The organism is Streptomyces sp. WP-1 (assembly GCF_030450125.1).
In the GTDB taxonomy this organism is placed as follows: Bacteria; Actinomycetota; Actinomycetes; order Streptomycetales; family Streptomycetaceae; genus Streptomyces; species Streptomyces incarnatus.
Map to the genome: position 1 here is coordinate 1437066 of NZ_CP123923.1, position 19376 is coordinate 1456441.

The 19376-nt window shown below is 71.6% G+C and carries 18 protein-coding genes; 2 read left to right on the forward strand and 16 right to left on the reverse strand.

The window, feature by feature from the left end; translation table 11 throughout:
- Window positions 1-19: 19 nt before the first annotated feature.
- The 16 genes from ispG to QHG49_RS06060 all read right to left on the reverse strand — a co-directional run bounded on the left by ispG (window position 20) and on the right by QHG49_RS06060 (window position 16913).
- The gene (gene ispG / locus QHG49_RS05990; RefSeq protein ID WP_159706548.1) at window positions 20-1135 is read right to left on the reverse strand and encodes a flavodoxin-dependent (E)-4-hydroxy-3-methylbut-2-enyl-diphosphate synthase; all 1116 of its coding nucleotides are present in this window, start codon (window positions 1133-1135) and stop codon (window positions 20-22) included.
- Window positions 1136-1139: 4 nt separating this feature from the next.
- On the reverse strand, window positions 1140-2162 hold the full coding sequence (hpnH, locus tag QHG49_RS05995; protein WP_159706546.1) for an adenosyl-hopene transferase HpnH: 1023 nt from the start codon (window positions 2160-2162) through the stop codon (window positions 1140-1142).
- 6 nt (window positions 2163-2168) lie between these two features.
- Window positions 2169-2810 (reverse strand): 1-hydroxy-2-methyl-2-butenyl 4-diphosphate reductase, encoded by a 642-nt coding sequence (locus QHG49_RS06000; protein ID WP_159706544.1) that lies wholly within the window; start codon window positions 2808-2810, stop codon window positions 2169-2171.
- Between the two features lies 1 nt (window position 2811).
- Window positions 2812-4875: a squalene--hopene cyclase gene (gene shc, locus QHG49_RS06005; protein WP_301487617.1), complete on the reverse strand. Its 2064-nt coding sequence runs from the start codon at window positions 4873-4875 to the stop codon at window positions 2812-2814.
- 116 nt (window positions 4876-4991) lie between these two features.
- Window positions 4992-6119, reverse strand: coding sequence for a polyprenyl synthetase family protein (locus QHG49_RS06010; protein WP_107437218.1), 1128 nt, complete (start codon window positions 6117-6119; stop codon window positions 4992-4994).
- On the reverse strand, window positions 6119-7543 hold the full coding sequence (hpnE, locus tag QHG49_RS06015; protein WP_159706540.1) for a hydroxysqualene dehydroxylase HpnE: 1425 nt from the start codon (window positions 7541-7543) through the stop codon (window positions 6119-6121). Before hpnE ends, QHG49_RS06010 begins: the two co-directional genes overlap by 1 nt.
- Window positions 7540-7668 carry a DUF6380 family protein gene (locus tag QHG49_RS34055; protein WP_222128872.1) on the reverse strand — a complete coding sequence of 43 codons (129 nt, stop codon included), beginning with the start codon at window positions 7666-7668 and terminating at the stop codon, window positions 7540-7542. The genes hpnE and QHG49_RS34055 overlap by 4 nt, the downstream gene beginning before the upstream one ends.
- Window positions 7668-8630 carry a presqualene diphosphate synthase HpnD gene (gene hpnD / locus QHG49_RS06020; protein ID WP_301487621.1) on the reverse strand — a complete coding sequence of 321 codons (963 nt, stop codon included), beginning with the start codon at window positions 8628-8630 and terminating at the stop codon, window positions 7668-7670. The genes QHG49_RS34055 and hpnD overlap by 1 nt, the downstream gene beginning before the upstream one ends.
- Window positions 8627-9523 (reverse strand): squalene synthase HpnC, encoded by an 897-nt coding sequence (gene hpnC, locus QHG49_RS06025; protein WP_159706538.1) that lies wholly within the window; start codon window positions 9521-9523, stop codon window positions 8627-8629. Before hpnC ends, hpnD begins: the two co-directional genes overlap by 4 nt.
- 361 nt (window positions 9524-9884) lie before the next feature.
- The gene (locus QHG49_RS06030; protein ID WP_370530432.1) at window positions 9885-10697 is read right to left on the reverse strand and encodes an ABC transporter ATP-binding protein; all 813 of its coding nucleotides are present in this window, start codon (window positions 10695-10697) and stop codon (window positions 9885-9887) included.
- Complete coding sequence (locus tag QHG49_RS06035; protein ID WP_145492157.1) at window positions 10690-11619, reverse strand: ABC transporter permease; 930 nt, start codon at window positions 11617-11619, stop codon at window positions 10690-10692. The genes QHG49_RS06030 and QHG49_RS06035 overlap by 8 nt, the downstream gene beginning before the upstream one ends.
- 55 nt (window positions 11620-11674) lie before the next feature.
- A complete protein-coding gene (locus tag QHG49_RS06040) occupies window positions 11675-12520 on the reverse strand; it encodes a glycosyltransferase family 2 protein (RefSeq protein WP_301492711.1) in 846 nt (281 codons plus the stop codon).
- Window positions 12521-12555: 35 nt separating this feature from the next.
- The gene (locus QHG49_RS06045) at window positions 12556-13335 is read right to left on the reverse strand and encodes a CDP-alcohol phosphatidyltransferase family protein (RefSeq protein ID WP_145492154.1); all 780 of its coding nucleotides are present in this window, start codon (window positions 13333-13335) and stop codon (window positions 12556-12558) included.
- Window positions 13313-14374 (reverse strand): iron-containing alcohol dehydrogenase family protein, encoded by a 1062-nt coding sequence (locus tag QHG49_RS06050; protein WP_085567612.1) that lies wholly within the window; start codon window positions 14372-14374, stop codon window positions 13313-13315. The genes QHG49_RS06045 and QHG49_RS06050 overlap by 23 nt, the downstream gene beginning before the upstream one ends.
- Window positions 14362-15114, reverse strand: coding sequence for a sugar phosphate nucleotidyltransferase (locus QHG49_RS06055; protein ID WP_145492152.1), 753 nt, complete (start codon window positions 15112-15114; stop codon window positions 14362-14364). The genes QHG49_RS06050 and QHG49_RS06055 overlap by 13 nt, the downstream gene beginning before the upstream one ends.
- A complete protein-coding gene (locus QHG49_RS06060) occupies window positions 15111-16913 on the reverse strand; it encodes a DUF5941 domain-containing protein (protein ID WP_301487630.1) in 1803 nt (600 codons plus the stop codon). The genes QHG49_RS06055 and QHG49_RS06060 overlap by 4 nt, the downstream gene beginning before the upstream one ends.
- A gap of 310 nt (window positions 16914-17223) precedes the next feature.
- Between QHG49_RS06060 and galE the strand changes: the two genes are divergently transcribed.
- Together galE and QHG49_RS06070 are read left to right on the forward strand one after the other, a co-directional pair.
- Window positions 17224-18195 carry a UDP-glucose 4-epimerase GalE gene (galE, locus tag QHG49_RS06065; RefSeq protein WP_301487632.1) on the forward strand — a complete coding sequence of 324 codons (972 nt, stop codon included), beginning with the start codon at window positions 17224-17226 and terminating at the stop codon, window positions 18193-18195.
- A 156-nt stretch (window positions 18196-18351) separates the two neighbouring features.
- A complete protein-coding gene (locus QHG49_RS06070) occupies window positions 18352-19293 on the forward strand; it encodes a cation diffusion facilitator family transporter (protein ID WP_159706532.1) in 942 nt (313 codons plus the stop codon).
- The last annotated feature ends 83 nt before the right edge of the window (window positions 19294-19376 follow it).

The window sequence follows — 19376 nt, forward strand, 5'->3', positions numbered from 1 at the left end:
CTCCGTGCTTTACGTGGACTCACTTCATCCGCTCGGCGAGCCGCTGCGCCTCCTCGATCAGGGTCTCGACGATCCGGGACTCCGGGACGGTCCGCACGACCTCCCCCTTGACGAAGATCTGCCCCTTTCCGTTGCCCGAGGCAACTCCCAGATCGGCCTCACGGGCCTCTCCGGGGCCGTTGACCACACAGCCCATCACCGCCACCCGCAGCGGCACTTCGAGGCCGTCGAGCCCCGCCGTGACCTCGTCCGCGAGCCGGTAGACATCCACCTGGGCGCGGCCGCAGGAGGGGCAGGAGACGATCTCCAGGCGGCGCTCGCGCAGACCGAGGGACTGCAGGATCTGGATGCCGACCTTGACCTCCTCGGCCGGCGGCGCGGACAGCGACACCCGGATGGTGTCGCCGATGCCCCTCGACAGCAGCGCCCCGAACGCGACGGCCGACTTGACGGTGCCCTGGAACGCGGGACCGGCCTCCGTGACACCCAGGTGCAGCGGGTAGTCGCACTGCTCGGCCAGCTGCCGGTACGCCTCGATCATCACGACCGGGTCGTTGTGCTTGACCGAGATCTTGATGTCCCGGAAGTCGTGCTCCTCGAAGAGCGACGCCTCCCACAGCGCCGACTCGACCAGCGCCTCCGGCGTGGCCCTGCCGTACTTCTGGAGCAACCGCCGGTCCAGGGAACCGGCGTTGACCCCGATCCGGACCGGCGTGCCGCGGTCCTTCGCGGCGCGCGCGATCTCGGCGATCTGGTCGTCGAACTTCTTGATGTTGCCCGGGTTGACCCGGACCGCCGCGCAGCCCGCCTCGATGGCCGCGAAGACGTACTTGGGCTGGAAGTGGATGTCCGCGATCACCGGGATCTGCGACTTGCGCGCGATGACCGCGAGGGCGTCCGCGTCGTCCTGCGTGGGGCAGGCGACGCGGACGATCTGGCAGCCGGACGCGGTGAGTTCGGCGATCTGCTGGAGGGTGGCGCCGATGTCCGACGTACGGGTCGTCGTCATCGACTGCACCGAGACCGGGGCGCCGCCCCCGACCGCCACCGGCCCGACGTGGATCTCCCGCGACCGCCGCCGCGGGGCCACCTGCCGGGCCGGCACCTCGGGAACGCCCAAGGGTACGGCGGTCATCGCCCTACGCCCGGTTTCCCGAGACCGTCTCGCGCAGGGCCCGCAGCGACTCCGACAGGGAGCCCATGGTGGCGAGCACGGAGGTGGGCTCGTAGCCGCAGTGCGCCATGCAGTTGGCGCAGCGCGGGTCCTTGCCGCGACCGTACTTGTCCCAGTCGGTGTCCTCCACCAGCTCCCGGTACGTCGGCACGTACCCGTCGCTCATCAGGTAGCAGGGGCGCTGCCAGCCGAAGAGCGAGTAGTTCGGGATCGCCCACGCGGTGCACGGGAAGTCGACCTTGCCCTCCAGGAAGTCCAGGAAGAGCGGGGAGTGGTTGAGCCGCCACTTCTTGCGGTTGCCGCCCGAGAACGCCTTCCGGAACAGCTCGCGGGTCTGCTCCACACCCAGGAAGTGCTCCTGGTCCGGGGCCTTCTCGTAGGCGTAGGCGGGCGAGATCATCATCTCGTCCACCTTCAGCTCGTCGTTGAGGAAGTTGAGCACCTCGACGACGGTCTGCGGGGTGTCGGTGTTGAAGAAGGTGGAGTTGGTGGTCACCCGGAAGCCGCGCCGCTTGGCCTCCTTGATGGCCGCCACCGCCTCGTCGAAGACGCCTTCCTTGGCAACGGACTCGTCGTGCCGCTCGCGCAGCCCGTCGATGTGCACCGCGAAGGCGAAGTACGGCGAGGGGGTGAACTTCTCCATCTTCTTGCGCAGCAGCATCGCGTTGGTGCACAGGAAGACGTACTTCCTCTTGGCCACCAACTGCCGCACGATCTCATCGATCTGAGGATGCATCAGGGGCTCGCCACCCGCGATGGAGACCATCGGCGCACCCGATTCGAGCACCGCGCCCACCGCCTGGGCGACCGGCATGCGCTGCTTGAGCACCCCGGCCGGATGCTGGATCTTGCCGCAGCCCTCGCACTTGAGGTTGCACGCGAAAAGCGGTTCGAGCTCCACGATGAGCGGGAACTTGTCCCGCTTGCGGAGCTTCTGTTCGGCCAGGTATGTAGCGACCTTGATGGACTGACGCAGCGGCATGGCCATCTGGGCTCACCTCCGGGGGAGCAGCAAAGAACGGTGCCATTCGAAATATGCGGGAAGTACGGAACGAAGAACGCGGAATGCTGATATTCCACCGCGCACCGTGCCGATCCGGACGAGTTCGTGTTCGGGAGTGTCGACGACCACCCGGACGGCGGCGACCGGGCGTTCGCCCGCGGTCACGGCGCCGAGCAGGGTGGCCGCGGACTCCATGTCGACGGCGATCGCGCCCATCGCGCGCAGGGCGGACCGTTCGGGGCCGCGGACGACATGATCGGAGCCGGTGAGCGGGCCGGTGTGGACCGCGCGGCCCGGCAGCCGCCGCGCGAGTTCCTTCACCAGCAGTTCGGTGCCCACGCACGGGACGGTCCCGTGCGGGTCCCGGGTCTCCTCGGCGACCACCAGGTCGCCAGGGTGCATGCCCGGGGTGAGGCCCGCGCAGAAGCCGGTGGCCAGCACGGCGGCGTCGGTGAGCGCGGGCCGGGCGAGGTGGCGGGTGAGGGAGCGCCGCGCCGCCCGCGGCCCCATCCCGGTACGGAGGAACGTGACCGGCCCGCCGGCCCCGCCGCGGTCGCCCGAGCGCAGGGCGAGGTGCTCGATGCCGAGCGCGCAGGCGATCAGCAGCGGGGCCGGGGCGGGCTGGACGTTCACATCAGCTCCCCTTGGCCTCGGAGAGCGGTGACCCGGCGGGCTTGGCCTCCACGGGCCGCGGCCGGGGGGCCTTGGCGAGCAGCTGCCGCTCGAAGGGGTCGCCGTGCAGATACCGGCCGAGCGCGGTGAGCGGGAACACCTGCCGGTACAGGTGGTAGTTGATGGAGAAGTCCCAGGGGAAGCCGGTGCCGGTGAAGTACGGCTCGTCCCAGGTGCCGTCCTCGCGCTGGGTGGCCGCGAGCCACTGGACGCCCCGCTCGACGGCCCTGGAGTCCTTCTCCCCCGCCGCGAGCAGCGCCATCAGCGCCCACGCGGTCTGCGAGGGGGTGGAGGCGCCCCGGCCGGCCCACTCCTTGACGTGCTGGTAGGAGCGCAGGTCCTCGCCCCAGCCGCCGTCGTCGTTCTGGACCGACTCCAGCCAGCTCACGGCCCGCCGGATCGCCGGGTGCGAGCCCGGCATCCCGGCCGCGGTCAGTGCCGGGACCACCGACCCGGTGCCGTAGATGTAGTTGACGCCCCAGCGGCCGAACCACGCCCCGTTCTGCTCCTGTTCGGCGAGCAGCCAGGCGATGCCGCGCCGGGTGCGCGGGTCGTGGGCGAGGCCCTCGGCGGCGAGCATCTCCACCACGTGCGCGGTGACGTCGGCGGACGGCGGGTCGATGACCTCGCCGAAGTCGCAGAACGGCAGCCGGTTGGGGAACGGGCTGGTGTTGTCGACGTCGAAGGCGCCCCACGCGCCGTTCTTCGACTGCATGCCGAGGTTCCAGCGCACCGCGCGCCCGATCGCCCGGTCCGTGCGCTCCGGGTCGTGGTGCCGGATCCGGCGCAGCGCCAGGGAGACCTCGGCGGTGTCGTCGATGTCCGGGTAGTTGTCGTTGTGAAACTCGAACGCCCAGCCGCCCGGGGGAAGTTGGGGGCGTTTGACCGCCCAGTCGCCGGGCCGGACGATCTCCTCGCCGAGCAGCCAGTCGGCGGCCTTGACCAGTTGGGGATGGTCGACGGGCAGTCCGGCGTCGACCAGCGCGATGGCGGCGAGGCAGGTGTCCCACACCGGGGACTGGCAGGCCTCGATCATCCGGGCGCCGTCCTCGCGCCAGACGGCGAACCGGTCCAGGGAGGCCAACCCCTCGCGCAGCACGGGGTGTTCGAGGTCGTAGCCGAGCAGGTGCAGGGCGATGACCGAGTACACGGCCGGGGGCTGGATGCCGCCCCAGCAGCCGTCGTTCTCCTGCCGCTCGATGATCCAGCGGGCGGCGGCGTTCATCGCGGCCCTGCGCAGCCGGCGCGGGACGACCTTGCGCAGCTGCCGGAGCGCCTTGTCCAGGCGCTGGAAGGCCCCGTCCCAGGTGTTCGCCGGGGCGAGGGGCCTGGCCGGGTTGGGGTTCGCCGGGTCGGTGTGCAGCTCGTCCAGGGCGAAGGGCGCGGGGCGCACCGGGCGCTTGGCCGAGACGATGGTGAGCGGCACGATCGTCTGCCGGGCCCAGCACCCGAAGTCGTAGATGTTCAGCGGCATCCAGCCGGGGAACCAGATCAGTTCCGGGGGCATCTCCGGCAGGTCTTCCCATTTCCACCAGCCGAACAGGGCGAGCCAGATGCGGGTGAAGACCCGGGCGGAGGCGATGCCGCCGCGCTCGCGGATCCAGGCGGCGGCCCGCGCCATGTGCGGGGCGTCGGGCGCGTCGCCGGCCAGGCGCAGGGCGACGTACGCCTCGATGGTGGTGGACAGTTCGCCGGGCCCGCCCCAGAAGGTGGCCCAGGTGCCGTCCGCGCGCTGCTCGCCGCGGATGAACTTCGCGGCGGCCTGCGTGGTCCGCTCGTCCTGGATGCCCAGGAACTGGCGGAGCAGCAGGTCCTCGGCGTCCATGGTGACGTTGGTCTCCAGGTCGCCCTTCCACCAGCCCTCGGCGTCCTGCCTGGAGAGCAGGAAGTCGGTGGCGCGGCGGGCGGCCCGTGCGGCGGCTTCCGGTACCCCGGCCGCCTCGGGGGTCGTGAGGGTGGTGTCGCTGGCCGCGGCAGCGCGGGACGGCAAGGTGGCCCCGGTGCTTCCGTCGGTCGTCGCTGTCATGGCTTCCCCTTCGTACAGTCGTGCGAGACGTGCTGCTGTGGGTCCGCCGTCGGCCGGTGTGCTTCCTGTCGCGCCACCGGCCGGCGACTACGCGAGGCTTGTTCGACCGATAGTGATCATCTCTTTCGTACGACGACGAAGTCGGCGAGGGCCGTGAAGGCGGCCCGCACCCGGTCCGGCATGGTGACCGCGTCCAGGGCGCTGACGGCGATGGTGTGCTGGCGGCGCGCCTCCTCGGCGGTCCATTCGCGGCCCCCGGCCTCCTCGATGAGGGCGGCGCGGGCCGCGAACTCCTCCTCGGAGAAGTTCTCGAAGTCGCTGCTCTTGGCGTCCGCGGCGAGGATCTCGCCGAGCCGCTCGGAGGCGGGTCCGCCGGCCGCGAGCGCGGCGACCACCGGCAGCGACTTCTTGCGCTGGCGCAGGTCGCTCCAGGTCTGCTTGCCGGTGGCCTCCGGGTCGCCCCAGATGCCGAGCAGGTCGTCCACGGCCTGGAAGGCGAGGCCGAGGTGGTAGCCGTAGCGCTCCAGCGCGTCGGCGGTGGCGTCGTCGGCGCCGCCGAGGACCGCGCCGATGGAGGAGGCGCAGGCGAGCAGCGCGCCGGTCTTGTTGCCCTCCATCTCCAGGCACTCCTCGACGCTGACGCGGTCGCGGTGCTCGTAGGAGATGTCCTGGGCCTGGCCGTCGATCAGGGCGCGGGTCGCGGTGGTCAGACGGCGGGTGGCGCGGCCGGCCTCGACCGAGCCGAGCTCCAGCAGCAGCTCGTTGGCCAGCGCGAACAGGGCGTCGCCGACCAGGATGGCCTGGGCGGGGCCGTGCACCTTCCAGACGGTGTCGCGGTGGCGGCGCTGCTCGTCGCCGTCCATCAGGTCGTCGTGCAGCAGCGAGAAGTTGTGGACCAGTTCGACGGCGACGGCGCCCGGCACGCCGGTCTCGGGCGCGCTGCCGGTGACCTCGGCGGAGAGCACGGCGAGCGCGGGGCGTACGGCCTTGCCGCCGTCGCCGTCGGCCGGGTTGCCGGCGGCGTCGATCCAGCCGAAGTGGTACGCGGCGACGGTGTCCATGGGAGGAGCGAGGCGGTCGACGGCCGCACGCAGGACCGGTGTGGCCAGGGTCCGTCCGCGCTCCAGCAGCGCGGTGACGTCCACCGCGGTCTCCGTCGAGGCCGGGGGCACAGTGGGCACAGTCTCTCCTCTTGTTGCGGTACCGAAGGTGCGGGGGCCTGCCGCCGGCTGCCGATGAGGCATCAGGCCGCCTCCTCGAAGGCGAAGAGACGGCTCGGGCGGGGCCGGCCCAGGGCGCGCAGCGCGGCGTCGGCCGCGCTCACTCCGCTGCGGACCGCACTCTCCATGGTCGCGGGCCACCCGGTGGCGGTCCACGCTCCGGCCAGGTACAGGCCGGATGCCTTGGTGCGGGCGCCGGGCCGCAGACGGCCGACGCCGGGGGTGGGCGCGAACGTCGCCGTGCGCTCCCGGGTCACGAAGAAGTCCTCGATCACGGCGCCGCGCGTGCCCGGGATGAGCTTCTCCAGCTCCGGGACGTAGCGCTCGCGCAGCTCCGCGACCGGGAGGTCGATGTCGTCCCGCGCGGCCGACTGGGACAGCGCGAGGTACTGGCCCGAGCGCAGCCCGGAGGCGTGGGTGCGGTCGAAGACCCATTGCACGGGGGTGCCGAGGGCGGCGAAGAAGGGCCGCGCGAGGACCTTGCGGTCGTACACCACATGCACGTTGAGGATGGGGGCGGTGCCGATCTCCAGCAGCCGCTCGGGGGCGTCGAGGGCGCCGGGCGGCAGCAGTTCGTACGCCTCGCGCTGGGGTACGGCGAGGACGACCGCGTCGGTTTCGACGCTCTCGCCGGGAACCTCGACGCGCCAGCCGCCGTTCTCCATGGCAGAGACGGAGGTGACGCGTGAACGGACCTCGGTACGCACGCCCGCGGAGTCGAGCGCCTTGCGGGCCAGCCGGTCGTGCAGTTCACCCAGCGGGACATGGGCCCAGCCGATGTCGGCCGCTCCCGGGTCGGACAGCAGACCGGTCTTGAACACCATCGCGGCGAGCCCCAGCGAGGAGTCGCCCGCGACCGCGTTGAGGGTGGCGACCCCGACCAGGTCCCACAGGGCCTCGATGGCACGCGCGGACTGGCCGTGGGCGGCCAGCCAGCTGCCGAAGTCCTGGGTGTCCAGGGCCGGATCAGCGAGATCGAGCCCCTTGAGCGCGAGCGCGGCACGCCCGACGGAGGCGCGCTCGGCGAGCGAGAGGTGCGGATAGGCGGCCAGGCTGCGCCCCAGATGCAGGGGGACGGGCAGCGGGTCGCGCCGCAGCCTGCCGAGCCGCCGGCCCTCGGGCTTGGCGAGATCCACGACGGGCACGTCCAGGCGGTCCTGCAGCGGTGCCAGCGCCGCGCCCTCGATCCGGTCGAGGAACCAGCGGTAGGCGGTGCAGCAGCGCAGGTACACGTGCTGGCCGTTGTCGACGGTCAGTCCGCCGCGCTGGAAGGAGAAGGCGAGGCCGCCCAGCCTGGGCCTGCCTTCGAGCAGGGTGACGCGCACGCCCGCGTCGGCGAGGGCGAGCGCCGCGGTGATGCCGGCGAGGCCACCGCCGATCACGACGGCGCCGCGTGCCGCGCTCTCGGGGGTGCGCTGTCCCGGTGCGGGGCGTGCGCCGTCGCTCATGGTGCGTCCTTCCGTGCGTGCCGACCGTGCTGGTTGAACGGTGCACGTACGGTCGTCGCAGTCAGGGACGCCACGCCGGGGCGCGGGGTTGAGCGGCGGAAGTCCGCTGGTTCGGTGAGGTCCATCAGGCGCGCCTCCCGACGGGCCGCCCGGCGCCGTGACGGGTGACCTGCCGGGTGTCGAGGCCGGACAGGCCGCGCACGGCGACGTACGCCTTCTCGTGTCCGGGCAGCGAGACCCGGCCGCGCAGCACCGCCTCGGGGTCGCGCGCGATGCGGTCGAGGAGACGGCGGTAGATACCGGCCATGGCGGCCACGCAGGCGCCGCTGCGCCGGTCGAGCATGGGCAGCAGCTGGTAGCCCTCGGCGAAGAGGGCGCGGGCGCGGCGGACCTCGAAGTGCACGAGCCCCGCGAAGTCGGAGCCCTCCGGCGGCGTGGGCCGCTCGAACCCGGCCGAGCAGCCGAACTTGGCCAGGTCGTCGGCGGGCAGATAGGTACGGCCGCCCAGGGCGTCCTCGCGGACGTCCCGCAGGATGTTGGTGAGCTGGAGCGCGAGGCCGAGCGTGTCGGCGTACTCGGCGGCGGGCTCGGCGCCGCGGGCGCCCGGTTCGGTGCCGAACACGCCGAGCGAGAGGCGGCCGATGGCACCGGCGACACACCGGCAGTAGACCTTCAGGTCGTCCCAGGTCTCGTAGGTCTCCCCGCGCGTGTCCATCTCGACGCCGTCGATCAGCTCGTCCAGGCCGCCGAGCGGGATCGGGAAGGCGTCGGCGGCATGGGTGAGGGCGACGGCCACCGGGTCGGTGTCGTCCTCCTCGACGCCGCCCTCCCGGATCCGGGCGAGCAGGGCCCGGGTCTCCTGGAGCCGTGCCACCTTCACGTCGTCGGCCAGATCGCCGTCGCCGATGTCGTCGACACGCCGTGAGAACGCGTACAGCGCCGACATGGCGCGCCGCTTCGGTGTGGGCAGCAGCCGGATGCCGTACGCGAAGTTACGGGCCTGCTGTCCGGTCACCGTCTCGCAGTAGCGGTAGGCGGCGAGCACCGGTGCGGACACGTGCGACGCAGACTCCACGGTCCGGATCACCCCTCTCCTCGCAGAATCACGCCCGCCTCACGCAGCAACTGGACCTTGCCTGGTTTGGGCGGGCCGGGAAGAACGTCGTATTCGGCGGCGGCGATCGCGCGGACCGCCGCCCTTCCCCCCGCCACGAACCCCGCGAGCAGCAGCTTCAACCTGCCGTGGACGCTACCCACCAGGGGGGCGCCTTCATTCAGCAGATCGCGGGCGCGTTGTGCTTCGTATGCAACCAGGGCGCGCATCGATGCGCCCGCGGTTTTCGCGGACAGATCCGTTTCCGTGACATGGAAGCGCTTCATGTCCTCGGCCGGGAGGTAGACCCGGTCGCGGCGGAAGTCCTCGGCGACGTCCTGGAGGTGTTCCACGATCTGGAGCGCGGTGCAGATCGCGTCGGACAGACGGATCCGCTCGGGGGTCGAGGTGCCGGTGACGGCGAGGACGAGGCGGCCGACGGGGTTGGCGGACAGTTCGCAGTAGGCGAGGAGGTCGTCGTACGTCTCGTACCGGGTGACGAGCTGGTCCTGGCGGTTGGCGGCGATCAGGCCGAGGAACGGCTCGGGGGTGAGCGCCCGGCGCCGTACGACGGGCTGGAGCCGGCGCAGCAGGGGATGGCCCGGGGTGCCGTCGAAGACCCGGCGCAGATCGGCCTCGAAGGCGTCGAGCAGCAGCAGCCGGTCGCCGGCGTCGGTGGCCGACACGCCGAGCAGTTCGGCGTCGGCTCCGCCGGGGGCGAGGTCGCCGTCGCCGATGTCGTCGACCAGACGGGCGAAGCCGTAGACCGCCATGAGGTCGTCGCGCCAGTCGCGGGGCAGGAAGAAGGGGGCCACGGGGAAGTTCTCGCTCGCGGCCTTGTCGAGGGTGGCGCGTTCCAGGTCCGGCGCCGGTCTGGTGGCCGTCATCGGGCGGCGCCCGGGGCGGCAACGGCACATGCTGCGTTGAGCTGGGGAGTTTCCGTAGCCATTGCCGTCACATCTCCCGTTCTACACTGCCGACCCAATACACACTATTTCGGACACGCCGCCCGGCAATTCGCGGGGCGTGGCCTGGCGCAGGGTGTCGCGCATTATCGCCCCACTTGCCGCTTTCCGGCACCGGTACAGCTTACGTTGTACAACACATCAAGATTCGAGGGGGTGTCCCGCACATCACAAGAACACACCGATTGGCGTCAAGATTCCTGAGAGCCTTGGGAGTTGACGCTTCCTTTGCAGACGCAGGGCCCCGCCGGCAGGTCGCCGGCGGGGCCCTGGCCGAAACGGTTCACTTGCCCGTGAACTTCTCGTACTCCTTGAGCACCTCTTCGGTCGGCCCGTCCATGCGCAGCTCACCGCGTTCCAGCCACAGCACGCGGTTGCAGGTGTCACGGATGGACTTGTTGTTGTGGCTGACCAGAAAGACCGTGCCGGCCTCCTTGCGCAGTTCCCGGATGCGTTCCTCGGAGCGCTTCTGGAACTTGCGGTCACCGGTGGCGAGGGCCTCGTCGATCATGAGGACGTCGTGGTCCTTGGCGGCCGCGATCGAGAAACGCAGCCGCGCCGCCATACCGGAGGAGTAGGTGCGCATCGGCAGGGTGATGAAGTCGCCCTTCTCGTTGATCCCGGAGAAGTCGACGATGTCCTGATAACGCTCCTTGATCTGCTCGCGCGACATGCCCATGGCGAGGCCGCCCAGGATGACGTTGCGCTCGCCGGTCAGGTCGTTCATCAGGGCCGCGTTCACGCCCAGCAGGGAGGGCTGGCCGTCGGTGTAGACCTTGCCCCGCTCCGCGGGCAGCAGGCCGGCGATGGCGCGCAGCAGGGTGGACTTGCCGGAGCCGTTGGAGCCGATCAGGCCGATGGCCTCGCCGCGGTAGGAGACGAAGGAGACCCCGCGTACGGCGTGCACCTTGCGCACGCCGCGCTCCTCGCCGCGCTTGAGGATCCGGCTGAGAGCGGCCGTCGCGCTGCCCTTGCCGGTCTTGGCGCCGTTGACCCGGTAGACGATGTGCAGATCGTCCGCGATGACCGTCGGGCGGCGCTCGCCGGTGTCCGTGATGCTCTGCTGGGGGTGCTGCTCGGCGTTCTGCTCAGCCACGGCCGTACCGCTCCTCCGCCTTCCAGAAGTACACGAAGCCGCCGGCGAAGACCGCCACGGCCCAGAACACCGCGATCGCCCACACGTGCGGGGGCAGGTTCGAGGCGCCGTAGCCGTCGATCAGCGCGAAGCGCATCAGGTCCATGTAGATCGCGGCCGGGTTGACCTGAAGCAGCCGCACCGCCCACTCCGGGCGGTCCGCCATCATCGTGCTGATGGAGAACATCACGCCGGAGGTGTACATCCAGGTGCGCAGCACGAACGGCATCAGCTGCGCCATGTCCGGCGTCTTGGCGCCCATGCGGGCCACGATCAGCGCGAGACCGGTGTTGAACAGGAACTGCAGCGCCAGGATCGGCACGATCAGCAGCCAGGACATGCCGGGGTAGCTGCCGAAGCCGATCGCCACGATGAACAGCACGATCATCGAGAACAGCAGCTGCTGGAGCTGCTGGAGCGAGAAGGAGACCGGCAGCGAGGCGCGCGGGAAGTGCAGGGCGCGCACCAGGCCGAGGTTCCCGGAGATGGCGCGCACGCCCGACATGACCGAGCTCTGCGTGAAGGTGAACACGAAGACGCCGGTGACCAGGAACGGGATGTACACGTCATGGGACATGCCGCGGCTGGCGTGCAGGATGACGCCGAAGATGAAGTAGTACACGGCCGCGTTCAGCAGCGGGGTGGCGACCTGCCACAGCTGGCCGAGCTTGGCCTGGCTGTACTGCGCCGTCAGCTTCGCCTGCGAGAAGGCGAGGATGAAGTGGCGCCGGCTCCACAGCTGACGGACGTACTCCACCAGCGAGGGACGGGCGCCGCTGACGGCGAGTCCGTACCTGGCGGCCAGCTCGGCCGGCGTCAGCCCCTCGTCGGGCGACGGTATCGCGCTCACCGCGACACCGGCGTCATGCGTTGTGTGACTCACGAGTAAGAACCCGGACTCTCTCGGTAAGAAGCTTGCTGTTCAGGTAAGAAGCTTCTCAGATGACCGGGGGACGGCCCAGCCGGGTGAGCCGCCAGACCGTGCGCCAGCGCATCGGACGGCGCGGACCGCAGGGCGTGGTCCAGCCCTCCTTGAAGCCGCCGAACCAGGCCGCGAGAGCCGGCCGCGAGGGGCGGCGGGCCAGCGTGAGCAGCAGCCAGACGCCCAGGTAGACGGGGACCAGCAGGGCGGGGAGGTTGCGCCGGGCGAGCCAGACGCGGTTGCGGGCCACCATGCGGTGGTAGACGGCGTGCCGGGAGGGCGCGGTCGTCGGGTGGAGCAGCACCATGTCGGAGCGGTAGTCGATCAGCCAGCCGGCGTCCAGTGCCCGCCAGGCCAGATCGGTCTCCTCGTGGGCGTAGAAGAACTCGGCGGGCAGCCCGCCGACCTCGCCGAGCACCTTGGTGCGCACCGCGTTGGCGCCGCCCAGGAAGGTGGTCACCCGCGAGGAACGCATCGGGTCCGAGGCGCGCAGCCGGGGCACATGGCGGCGCTGGGTCTCGCCGGTGACGGGATCGGCGATGCGGAAGCTGATGATGCCCAGCTCCGGGTCGGCGGCGAACGCCTCGCGGCACAGCTCGGCGGTGTCGTGCCGGGCGAGCAGGCCGTCGTCGTCCAGGAAGAGCAGGATGTCGACGTCCTGGCCGCCGGGACCGAACGCCTCTATGCCGACATTGCGGCCGCCCGGGATGCCCAGGTTCTCCGGCAGCTCGACGGTGCGCACGCCCTCGGGGACGTCGGGCACCGGGGAGCCGTTGCCGACGACGACCACCTCGACGGGGTCACCGTCCTGCTTGGCCACCGAGTCGAGCAGGGAGCGCAGCTCCTCGGGCCGGTTGCCCATGGTGATGATGACGGCGCCGACGCGCGGGGCCGCGCTCACTTCAGCCTGCTGGAGGCGAGGATGGACACCAGGTGCAGCAGCGTCTGGAGCAGGGCGATACCGGCGAGGACGGCGGTGCCGAGCCGGGTGAAGAACAGGTCGCCGTGGATCTGGTCGGCGATGGCGAGGAGCACGATCAGCAGCGAGGCCTCGATGCCGAGGATGAGCCGGTGGAACTTCAGCGCCGAGGCGGCCCGGCGGGCCAGCGCCATCCCGGAGGAGCGGGGTTCGGCGGCGGCCTCCTGCACCGGCGGCTTGCCGGTCTGGTGCCGGGCGACGCCGACCAGGTCGGTCTCCGCCTTGATCAGGATCGCGCCGAGCGCGGCCAGGGTGCCGAGGAAGGCCCACAGCCAGTCGATGCGGCCGGGGCCCCACAGGTCGGCCGCGCGCAGCCCGAGGCCGACCAGCACGGCCGCGTCGGTGAGGTAGGCGCCGACGCGGTCCAGGTAGACACCGGCCAGGGAGTACTGCCCCCGCCAGCGGGCGATCTCGCCGTCGACGCAGTCCAGCAGCAGGTACAGCTGGGTGGCGACCACGCCGAGGATGGCGCCCCAGATCCCCGGCACCAGCAGGGCCGGGGCCGCGAGCACACCGCACAGGGTCATCAGGTACGTGAGCTGGTTGGGCGTGACCCTGGTGTTCACCAGGTGGCGGTCGACGCGCAGGGAGACCTCACGCATGTAGAGGCGTCCCGCCCAGTGCTCACCGCTGCGCCGGTCCTTCACCCCGGCGGGGTGGACGACCGGACGGAGTTCAGCTACCGATGGCCTTGACATAGTCGGCGTAGATGTCCTTGATCTGGTTCGGCTTGAGGTCGAGGTGTTCGAGGATGGTGTAGCGGCCGGGCCGGGTCTCCGGCGCGAACTCCACGGCGCGGACGAACTCGTCCACGGTGAAGCCGATCTCCTCCGGCAGCACCGGGAGCCCGTGCCGGCGCAGCACCTGGGCGGTGTGCCCGGCCTCCTCGTGGGCCCCGCGCAGATACATGGCGAAGGCCGCGCCGAGCCCGCACTGCTCGCCATGGGCGGCCGCGCGCTTCGGGAACAGCAGGTCGAAGGCGTGGTTGATCTCGTGGCAGGAGCCGGAGGAGGGCCGGGAGTCGCCGGAGATCGACATCGAGATGCCGCTGAGGACCAGCGCCTCGGCGAGCACCTGGAGGAAGCCGTTGTCGCCGATGCCGCCCGGGTGCCGCAGCACCGCCTCGCCGGCCTGGCGGGCCATGGCCGCGGCGAGACCGTCGATCTTCTCGCCGTTGACCCGGTGGGACAGCTCCCAGTCCGCGATGGCGTTGATGTTGGAGATGGCGTCGCCGATGCCGGCCCGGACGAAGCGGGCCGGGGCCGCGCGGATCACGTCCAGGTCGATGACGACCGCGATCGGGTTCGGCACGCCGTAGGAGCCGCGCCCCGCGTCGTTGTCCAGCGTGGCGACCGGCGAGCACAGGCCGTCGTGCGCGAGGTTCGTGGGTACGGCGACCAGGGGCAGGCCGATGCGGGCCGCGGCGAACTTGGCGCAGTCGATGATCTTGCCGCCGCCGAGTCCGACCACCGCGTCGTAGTGGCCGGACTTCATCTCGCCGGCCAGCCGGATCGCGTCGTCCAGGGTGCCGCCGCCCACCTCGTACCAGGAGGCGCCGGGCAGCGAGGGGGCGAGGCGTTCGCGCAGCTGGGCGCCGGAGCCGCCGCTGACGGCGACGGCGAGGCGGCCCGACTGGGAGATGCGCTCGTCGGCGAGGACACCGGCCAGGTCGTCCAGGGCACCCGGGCGGATGTCCACGACGACCGGCGAGGGGATCAGCCGGGTCAGTAGCGGCACGCGATCTCCCGCCCCTTGGCCAGGTCGTCGTGGTTGTCGATCTCGACCCAGGAGACGTCGCCGATGGGCGCCACGTCGATCCGGAAGCCGCGGTCGACCAGCTCCTGGTAGCCGTGCTCGTAGAACTGCTGCGGGTCGGTCTCCCAGACCGTCTTCAGCGCGTCGCCCAGCTCCTCGGCCGCGTCGCCCTCGATCAGCGTCACACCGATGTACTCACCGGTGGCCTCGGCCGGGTCCATCAGCTTGGTGATCTTCGTCATGCCCTTCTCAGGGTCGACGACGACCTTCATCTCCTCGTCCGCCAGGGACTTCACGGTGTCCAGCGCGAGGATGATCCTCTTGCCGTCGCCGCGCGCGGCCAGCAGCGTCTTCTCGACCGAGACCGGGTGCACGGTGTCGCCGTTGGCGAGGATCACACCGTCCTTGAGCGCGTCGCGCCCGCACCACAGGGAGTAGGCGTTGTTCCACTCCTCGGCCTTGTCGTTGTCGATGAGCGTCAGCTTCAGGCCGTACTTCTCCTCAAGGGCGGCCTGGCGCGCGTAGACGGCCTCCTTGCGGTAGCCGACGATGACCGCGACCTCGGTGAGACCGATCTCCGCGAAGTTGCCGAGGGTGAGGTCGAGAACCGTGGGCTCGCCCTCTATGCCCGCGGGCCCCACCGGCACCAGCGCCTTGGGCAGGGTGTCCGTGTAGGGGCGCAGACGCCGTCCGGCGCCGGCCGCCAGCACGAGGCCGATCATGCGGTTTCTCCTTCATCGTGTACGGCGGGTGCCCCTGCGGACACCCAGAACCGGATGCTCTCCGCGAGCACCACCAGGGCGACGACCACGGCGAGCACCGTGAGCGCGGCCGTGAACTGCGCGGCGGTGAGCGCCGCGGCCAGGACGGTGACGAGCAGGGTGCGCCCGTCGTGCCCCCCTATGGAGCGCACCAGCCAGGCCGGCGGCGCTCCGGCGTTGCCGCGGATGCGGTACACCGTGTCGTAGTGATGGTAGGCGACCGCCGCCACCAGCCCGAAAGCCGCGGGAAGCGCCCCGTTCACCCCCGCTTCGGCCGCGAGCGCGAGGACGGTGCCGTACTCGGCGGCGCGGAAGAACGGCGGGACCAGCCAGTCGAGGGCGCCCTTGAGCGGGCGGGCGACGGCGAGGGCCGAGGTGAGGACGTAGACCAGGGCGCCGATCACCGGCACCACCGAGCCGTAGCCGGAGAAGGCCGAGCAGGCGACGACCGCGGCGCCGCCGAGCAGGGCGGCGGCGGGGACGGCGAGGCCGGGCAGACCGCGCCGGGCGACGCGCCCGACGGCCTCGGTGAGCGGGCCGGGGTCGGCGAGGTCGGCCAGCGCCTGCGCGGCGCGGTCGGTGCGGTGCGCCTTGCGGGTCAGCGAGCGCAGCACCCGGCCCGCGGTGGTGTACGTGGCGGCGAAGGCGCAGCCGACGAGCAGCGCGTAGAAGGTGATCCGCGGGGTGGTGACGGCGGTCAGGACCGCGATCATCGCCCAGCGCTCGCCGATCGGCAGCACTATCATCCGGCGCAGCCAGACCGTCCAGCCGACGCTGTCCAGCTTGTCGGAGAGGGCGGCGGTGGGGCTGGTGTTGGCGGTGGCGTCGTGGTTGGCCTCGTTGAAGGAGAAGTCGACCACGTGCCGGCAGGTCTGGAGGACCATCGCGCCGAGCGCGAGCGCCCAGACGTCGTCGTGTCCGCCGCGGGCCGCGCCCAGGGCGAGACCGGCGTAGTAGGCGTACTCCTTGGCCCGGTCGAAGGTGGCGTCGAGCCAGGCACCGAGGGTGGAGTACTTCAGGGCGTAGCGAGCGAGCTGGCCGTCGGTGCAGTCCAGCACGAAGGAGGCGATCAGCAGCACACCGGCGGCTATGAAACCGCCGCGGGTGCCGGTGGCCGCGCAGCCGGCCGCGATCAGCGCGGTGAGCAGCGAGGCGGTGGTGACCTGGTTCGGGGTCAGACCGCGGCGCGCGCACCAGCGGGCGAGGTAGCGCGAGTACGGGCTGACGCAGTGCGTGGTGAAGAAGCCGTCGCGGGACTTCACGGCCGACTTCAGGCGTACGGCCTCGTCGTCCACGGCGGCGACGGCCTGCCGTGCCTCGTTGCGGGCCTGCGGGTCGGCGGGTACGACGGCGACGAGGCTGCCCAGCTCGGGGCGGTGGACCTCGCTGCCGTCGGCGTCCAGCTCGGTGACGATCCGGTCGGCGAGGCTGCCGACGGCGACCGCGGTGCCGCCGCCCGAGGAGGTCTCGCGGGCCACGGCACGGGTCAGCGCCTGCCGGGCGGCCGGCTGAGCGGTGACGGCGCCGGGGACGGCGGCGAGCGGGAAGCGGGGGTCGGTCAGGCCGAGCCGCAGGGCGTGCACATGGCCGACGAAACCGGCGTCGACCACGGCCACGCGGTCACCGGCGGGGGCGGCCGCGAGCAGGGTCTCGGTCTCGGCGGTGCTCTCCGCCATCCGGACGTCGAAGCCGAGGGACCGCAGATCGCTCTCGAGCGACGATCCGGGGACCGGCTGACCGGTGACGATGGCGGTCGGCAACCGAACTCACTCCCTGGGCGCCGGCGCGTCGGCACCGGTCTTCTGCATGGTGGGGCGCCCCTGGCCTGCGGCACCCGGGCGGCATGTCGGCAGAGGGTATCGGATGAACCGAAGCCCGTGTTCACCGGCCGTTCACGACCCGTCCCGCGGCCGGGGCCCCGCCCTTTGCCGCGATCATCATGAGCGATCCCGCCCCCACCCCACAAACCGCGGCCGCAGACCCGGGCATCCGGGACACGCGCGTCAACGAGGGGTGTGCGCCCGGTCGCCGAGGGCTACAGAGTGAACCGCCAGCATAAGGTGGGGAAGCATGACGTGGCTGATCACCGGCGGTGCCGGATACATCGGGGCGCACGTGGCGCGCGCCATGACCGGCGCCGGCGAGAAGGTCGTCGTACTGGACGACCTCTCCGCCGCCGTACCCTCCCGCCTCCCCTCCGACGTCCCGCTCGTCACCGGCTCCACCCTCGACGGCCCCCGCCTGCGCGAGGCCCTCACCGAGCACGGTGTCACCGGCGTCGTCCACCTCGCCGCCCGCAAGCAGGTCGCCGAGTCCGTCGCCGACCCCACCCGCTACTACCGGGAGAACGTCGGCGGCCTCGCCACCCTCCTGGACGCCATGGCCGCGGCCGACGTCCGCCGGCTGCTGTTCTCCTCCTCCGCCGCGGTGTACGGCAACCCGGACGTGGACCTGATCACCGAGGACACCCCCTGCGCCCCGGTCAACCCCTACGGGGAGACCAAGCTGGCGGGCGAGTGGCTGGTCCGGGCGGCCGGGCGGGCGCACGGCATCTCCACCGTGTGCCTGCGCTACTTCAACGTGGCGGGCGCCGCGGCGCCCGAACTCGCGGACACCGGTGTGTTCAACATCGTGCCGATGGTCTTCGACCGGCTCACCCGCGGCGAGGCCCCCCGGATCTTCGGCGACGACTACCCGACGCCGGACGGCACCTGTGTACGGGACTACATCCACGTGGCCGACCTCGCCGAGGCCCACCTCGCCGCGGCGCGCCGTCTCGCGGGTGACACCCCGGCCGGCGATCTGACGCTGAACATCGGCCGCGGCGAGGGCGTCTCGGTCCGGGAGCTGATCACCATCGTCGGCGAGGTCTCCGGCGACCGCCGGGAACCGGTCGTGGAGCCCCGCAGGCCCGGTGACGCGCCCCGCGCGGTCGCCTCGGCCGAACGCGCCGCCCGGGAGCTGGGCTGGCGCGCCCGCCGCGACGTCCACGAGATGGTCCGCTCGGCCTGGGAGGGCTGGCGGCTGCACCACGGGAAGTAACCCGCGAGGGGGCGCGAGGCGTCCCGCAGCGCCCTGACCAGCGGATCGTTTCCGCAGGTCAGGGCACATGACAACGGTGTTCAGTACCGCGTTGCCCGATACCCCCCGCCCGTAGTTGACTGGGCCTCCGGACGACCACGGAAGGACGGTTCCGCCATGGGGGCTGGGCACGATCACGGGCATGCGCACACCCATGCGCCCCCTACGGGCACGGCCGCGGCCGCCTACCTCGGCAGGCTGCGGATCGCCCTCTGCATCACGCTGACGATCATGGTGGTGGAGATCGCGGGCGGACTCCTCTCGGACTCCCTCGCGCTGATCGCGGACGCCGCCCACATGGCGACGGACGCGGTGGGCCTCGGCATGGCGCTGCTGGCGATCCACTTCGCCAACCGCCCGCCGAGCGCCAACCGCACCTTCGGCTACGCCCGCGCCGAGATCCTCGCCGCCCTGGCCAACTGCGTGCTGCTGCTCGGCGTCGGCGGCTACGTCCTGTACGAGGCGGTGCAGCGGTTCGTCGCCCCCGCGGACACCCACGGCGGTCTGATGATCGTGTTCGGCGCGATCGGCCTGGTGGCGAACTCCATCTCGCTGACCCTGCTGATGCGCGGCCAGCAGGAGAGCCTGAACGTGCGCGGCGCGTTCCTGGAGGTCGCCGCCGACGCGCTGGGCTCGGTCGCGGTGATGATCTCCGCCGCCGTGATCCTCCTCACCGGCTTCAAGGCGGCCGACCCGATCGCCTCGATCGTCATCGGTCTGATGATCGTGCCGCGAACCCTGAAGCTGCTGCGGGAGACGCTGGACGTGCTCCTGGAGGCGGCGCCCAAGAACGTCGACATGGCGGAGGTCCGGGCGCACATCCTCGCGCTGGACGGCGTGGAGGACGTACACGATCTGCACGCCTGGACGATCACCTCCGGCATGCCGGTGCTGTCCGCGCACGTGGTGGTCAGCTCGGAGGTGCTCAACGCCATCGGGCACGAGAAGATGCTGCACGAGCTCCAGGGCTGCATCGGCACGCACTTCGACGTCGAGCACTGCACCTTCCAGCTGGAGCCGGGCGGGCACGCGGAGCACGAGGCGCGGCTCTGCCACTGAGCCGCCGGCCCCTCGGCACCGGCGGCCCGCCGCCGCAGTACCACCGGCGGTCCGTCGCCGCGCCCGACACGGAAGCCATTCAT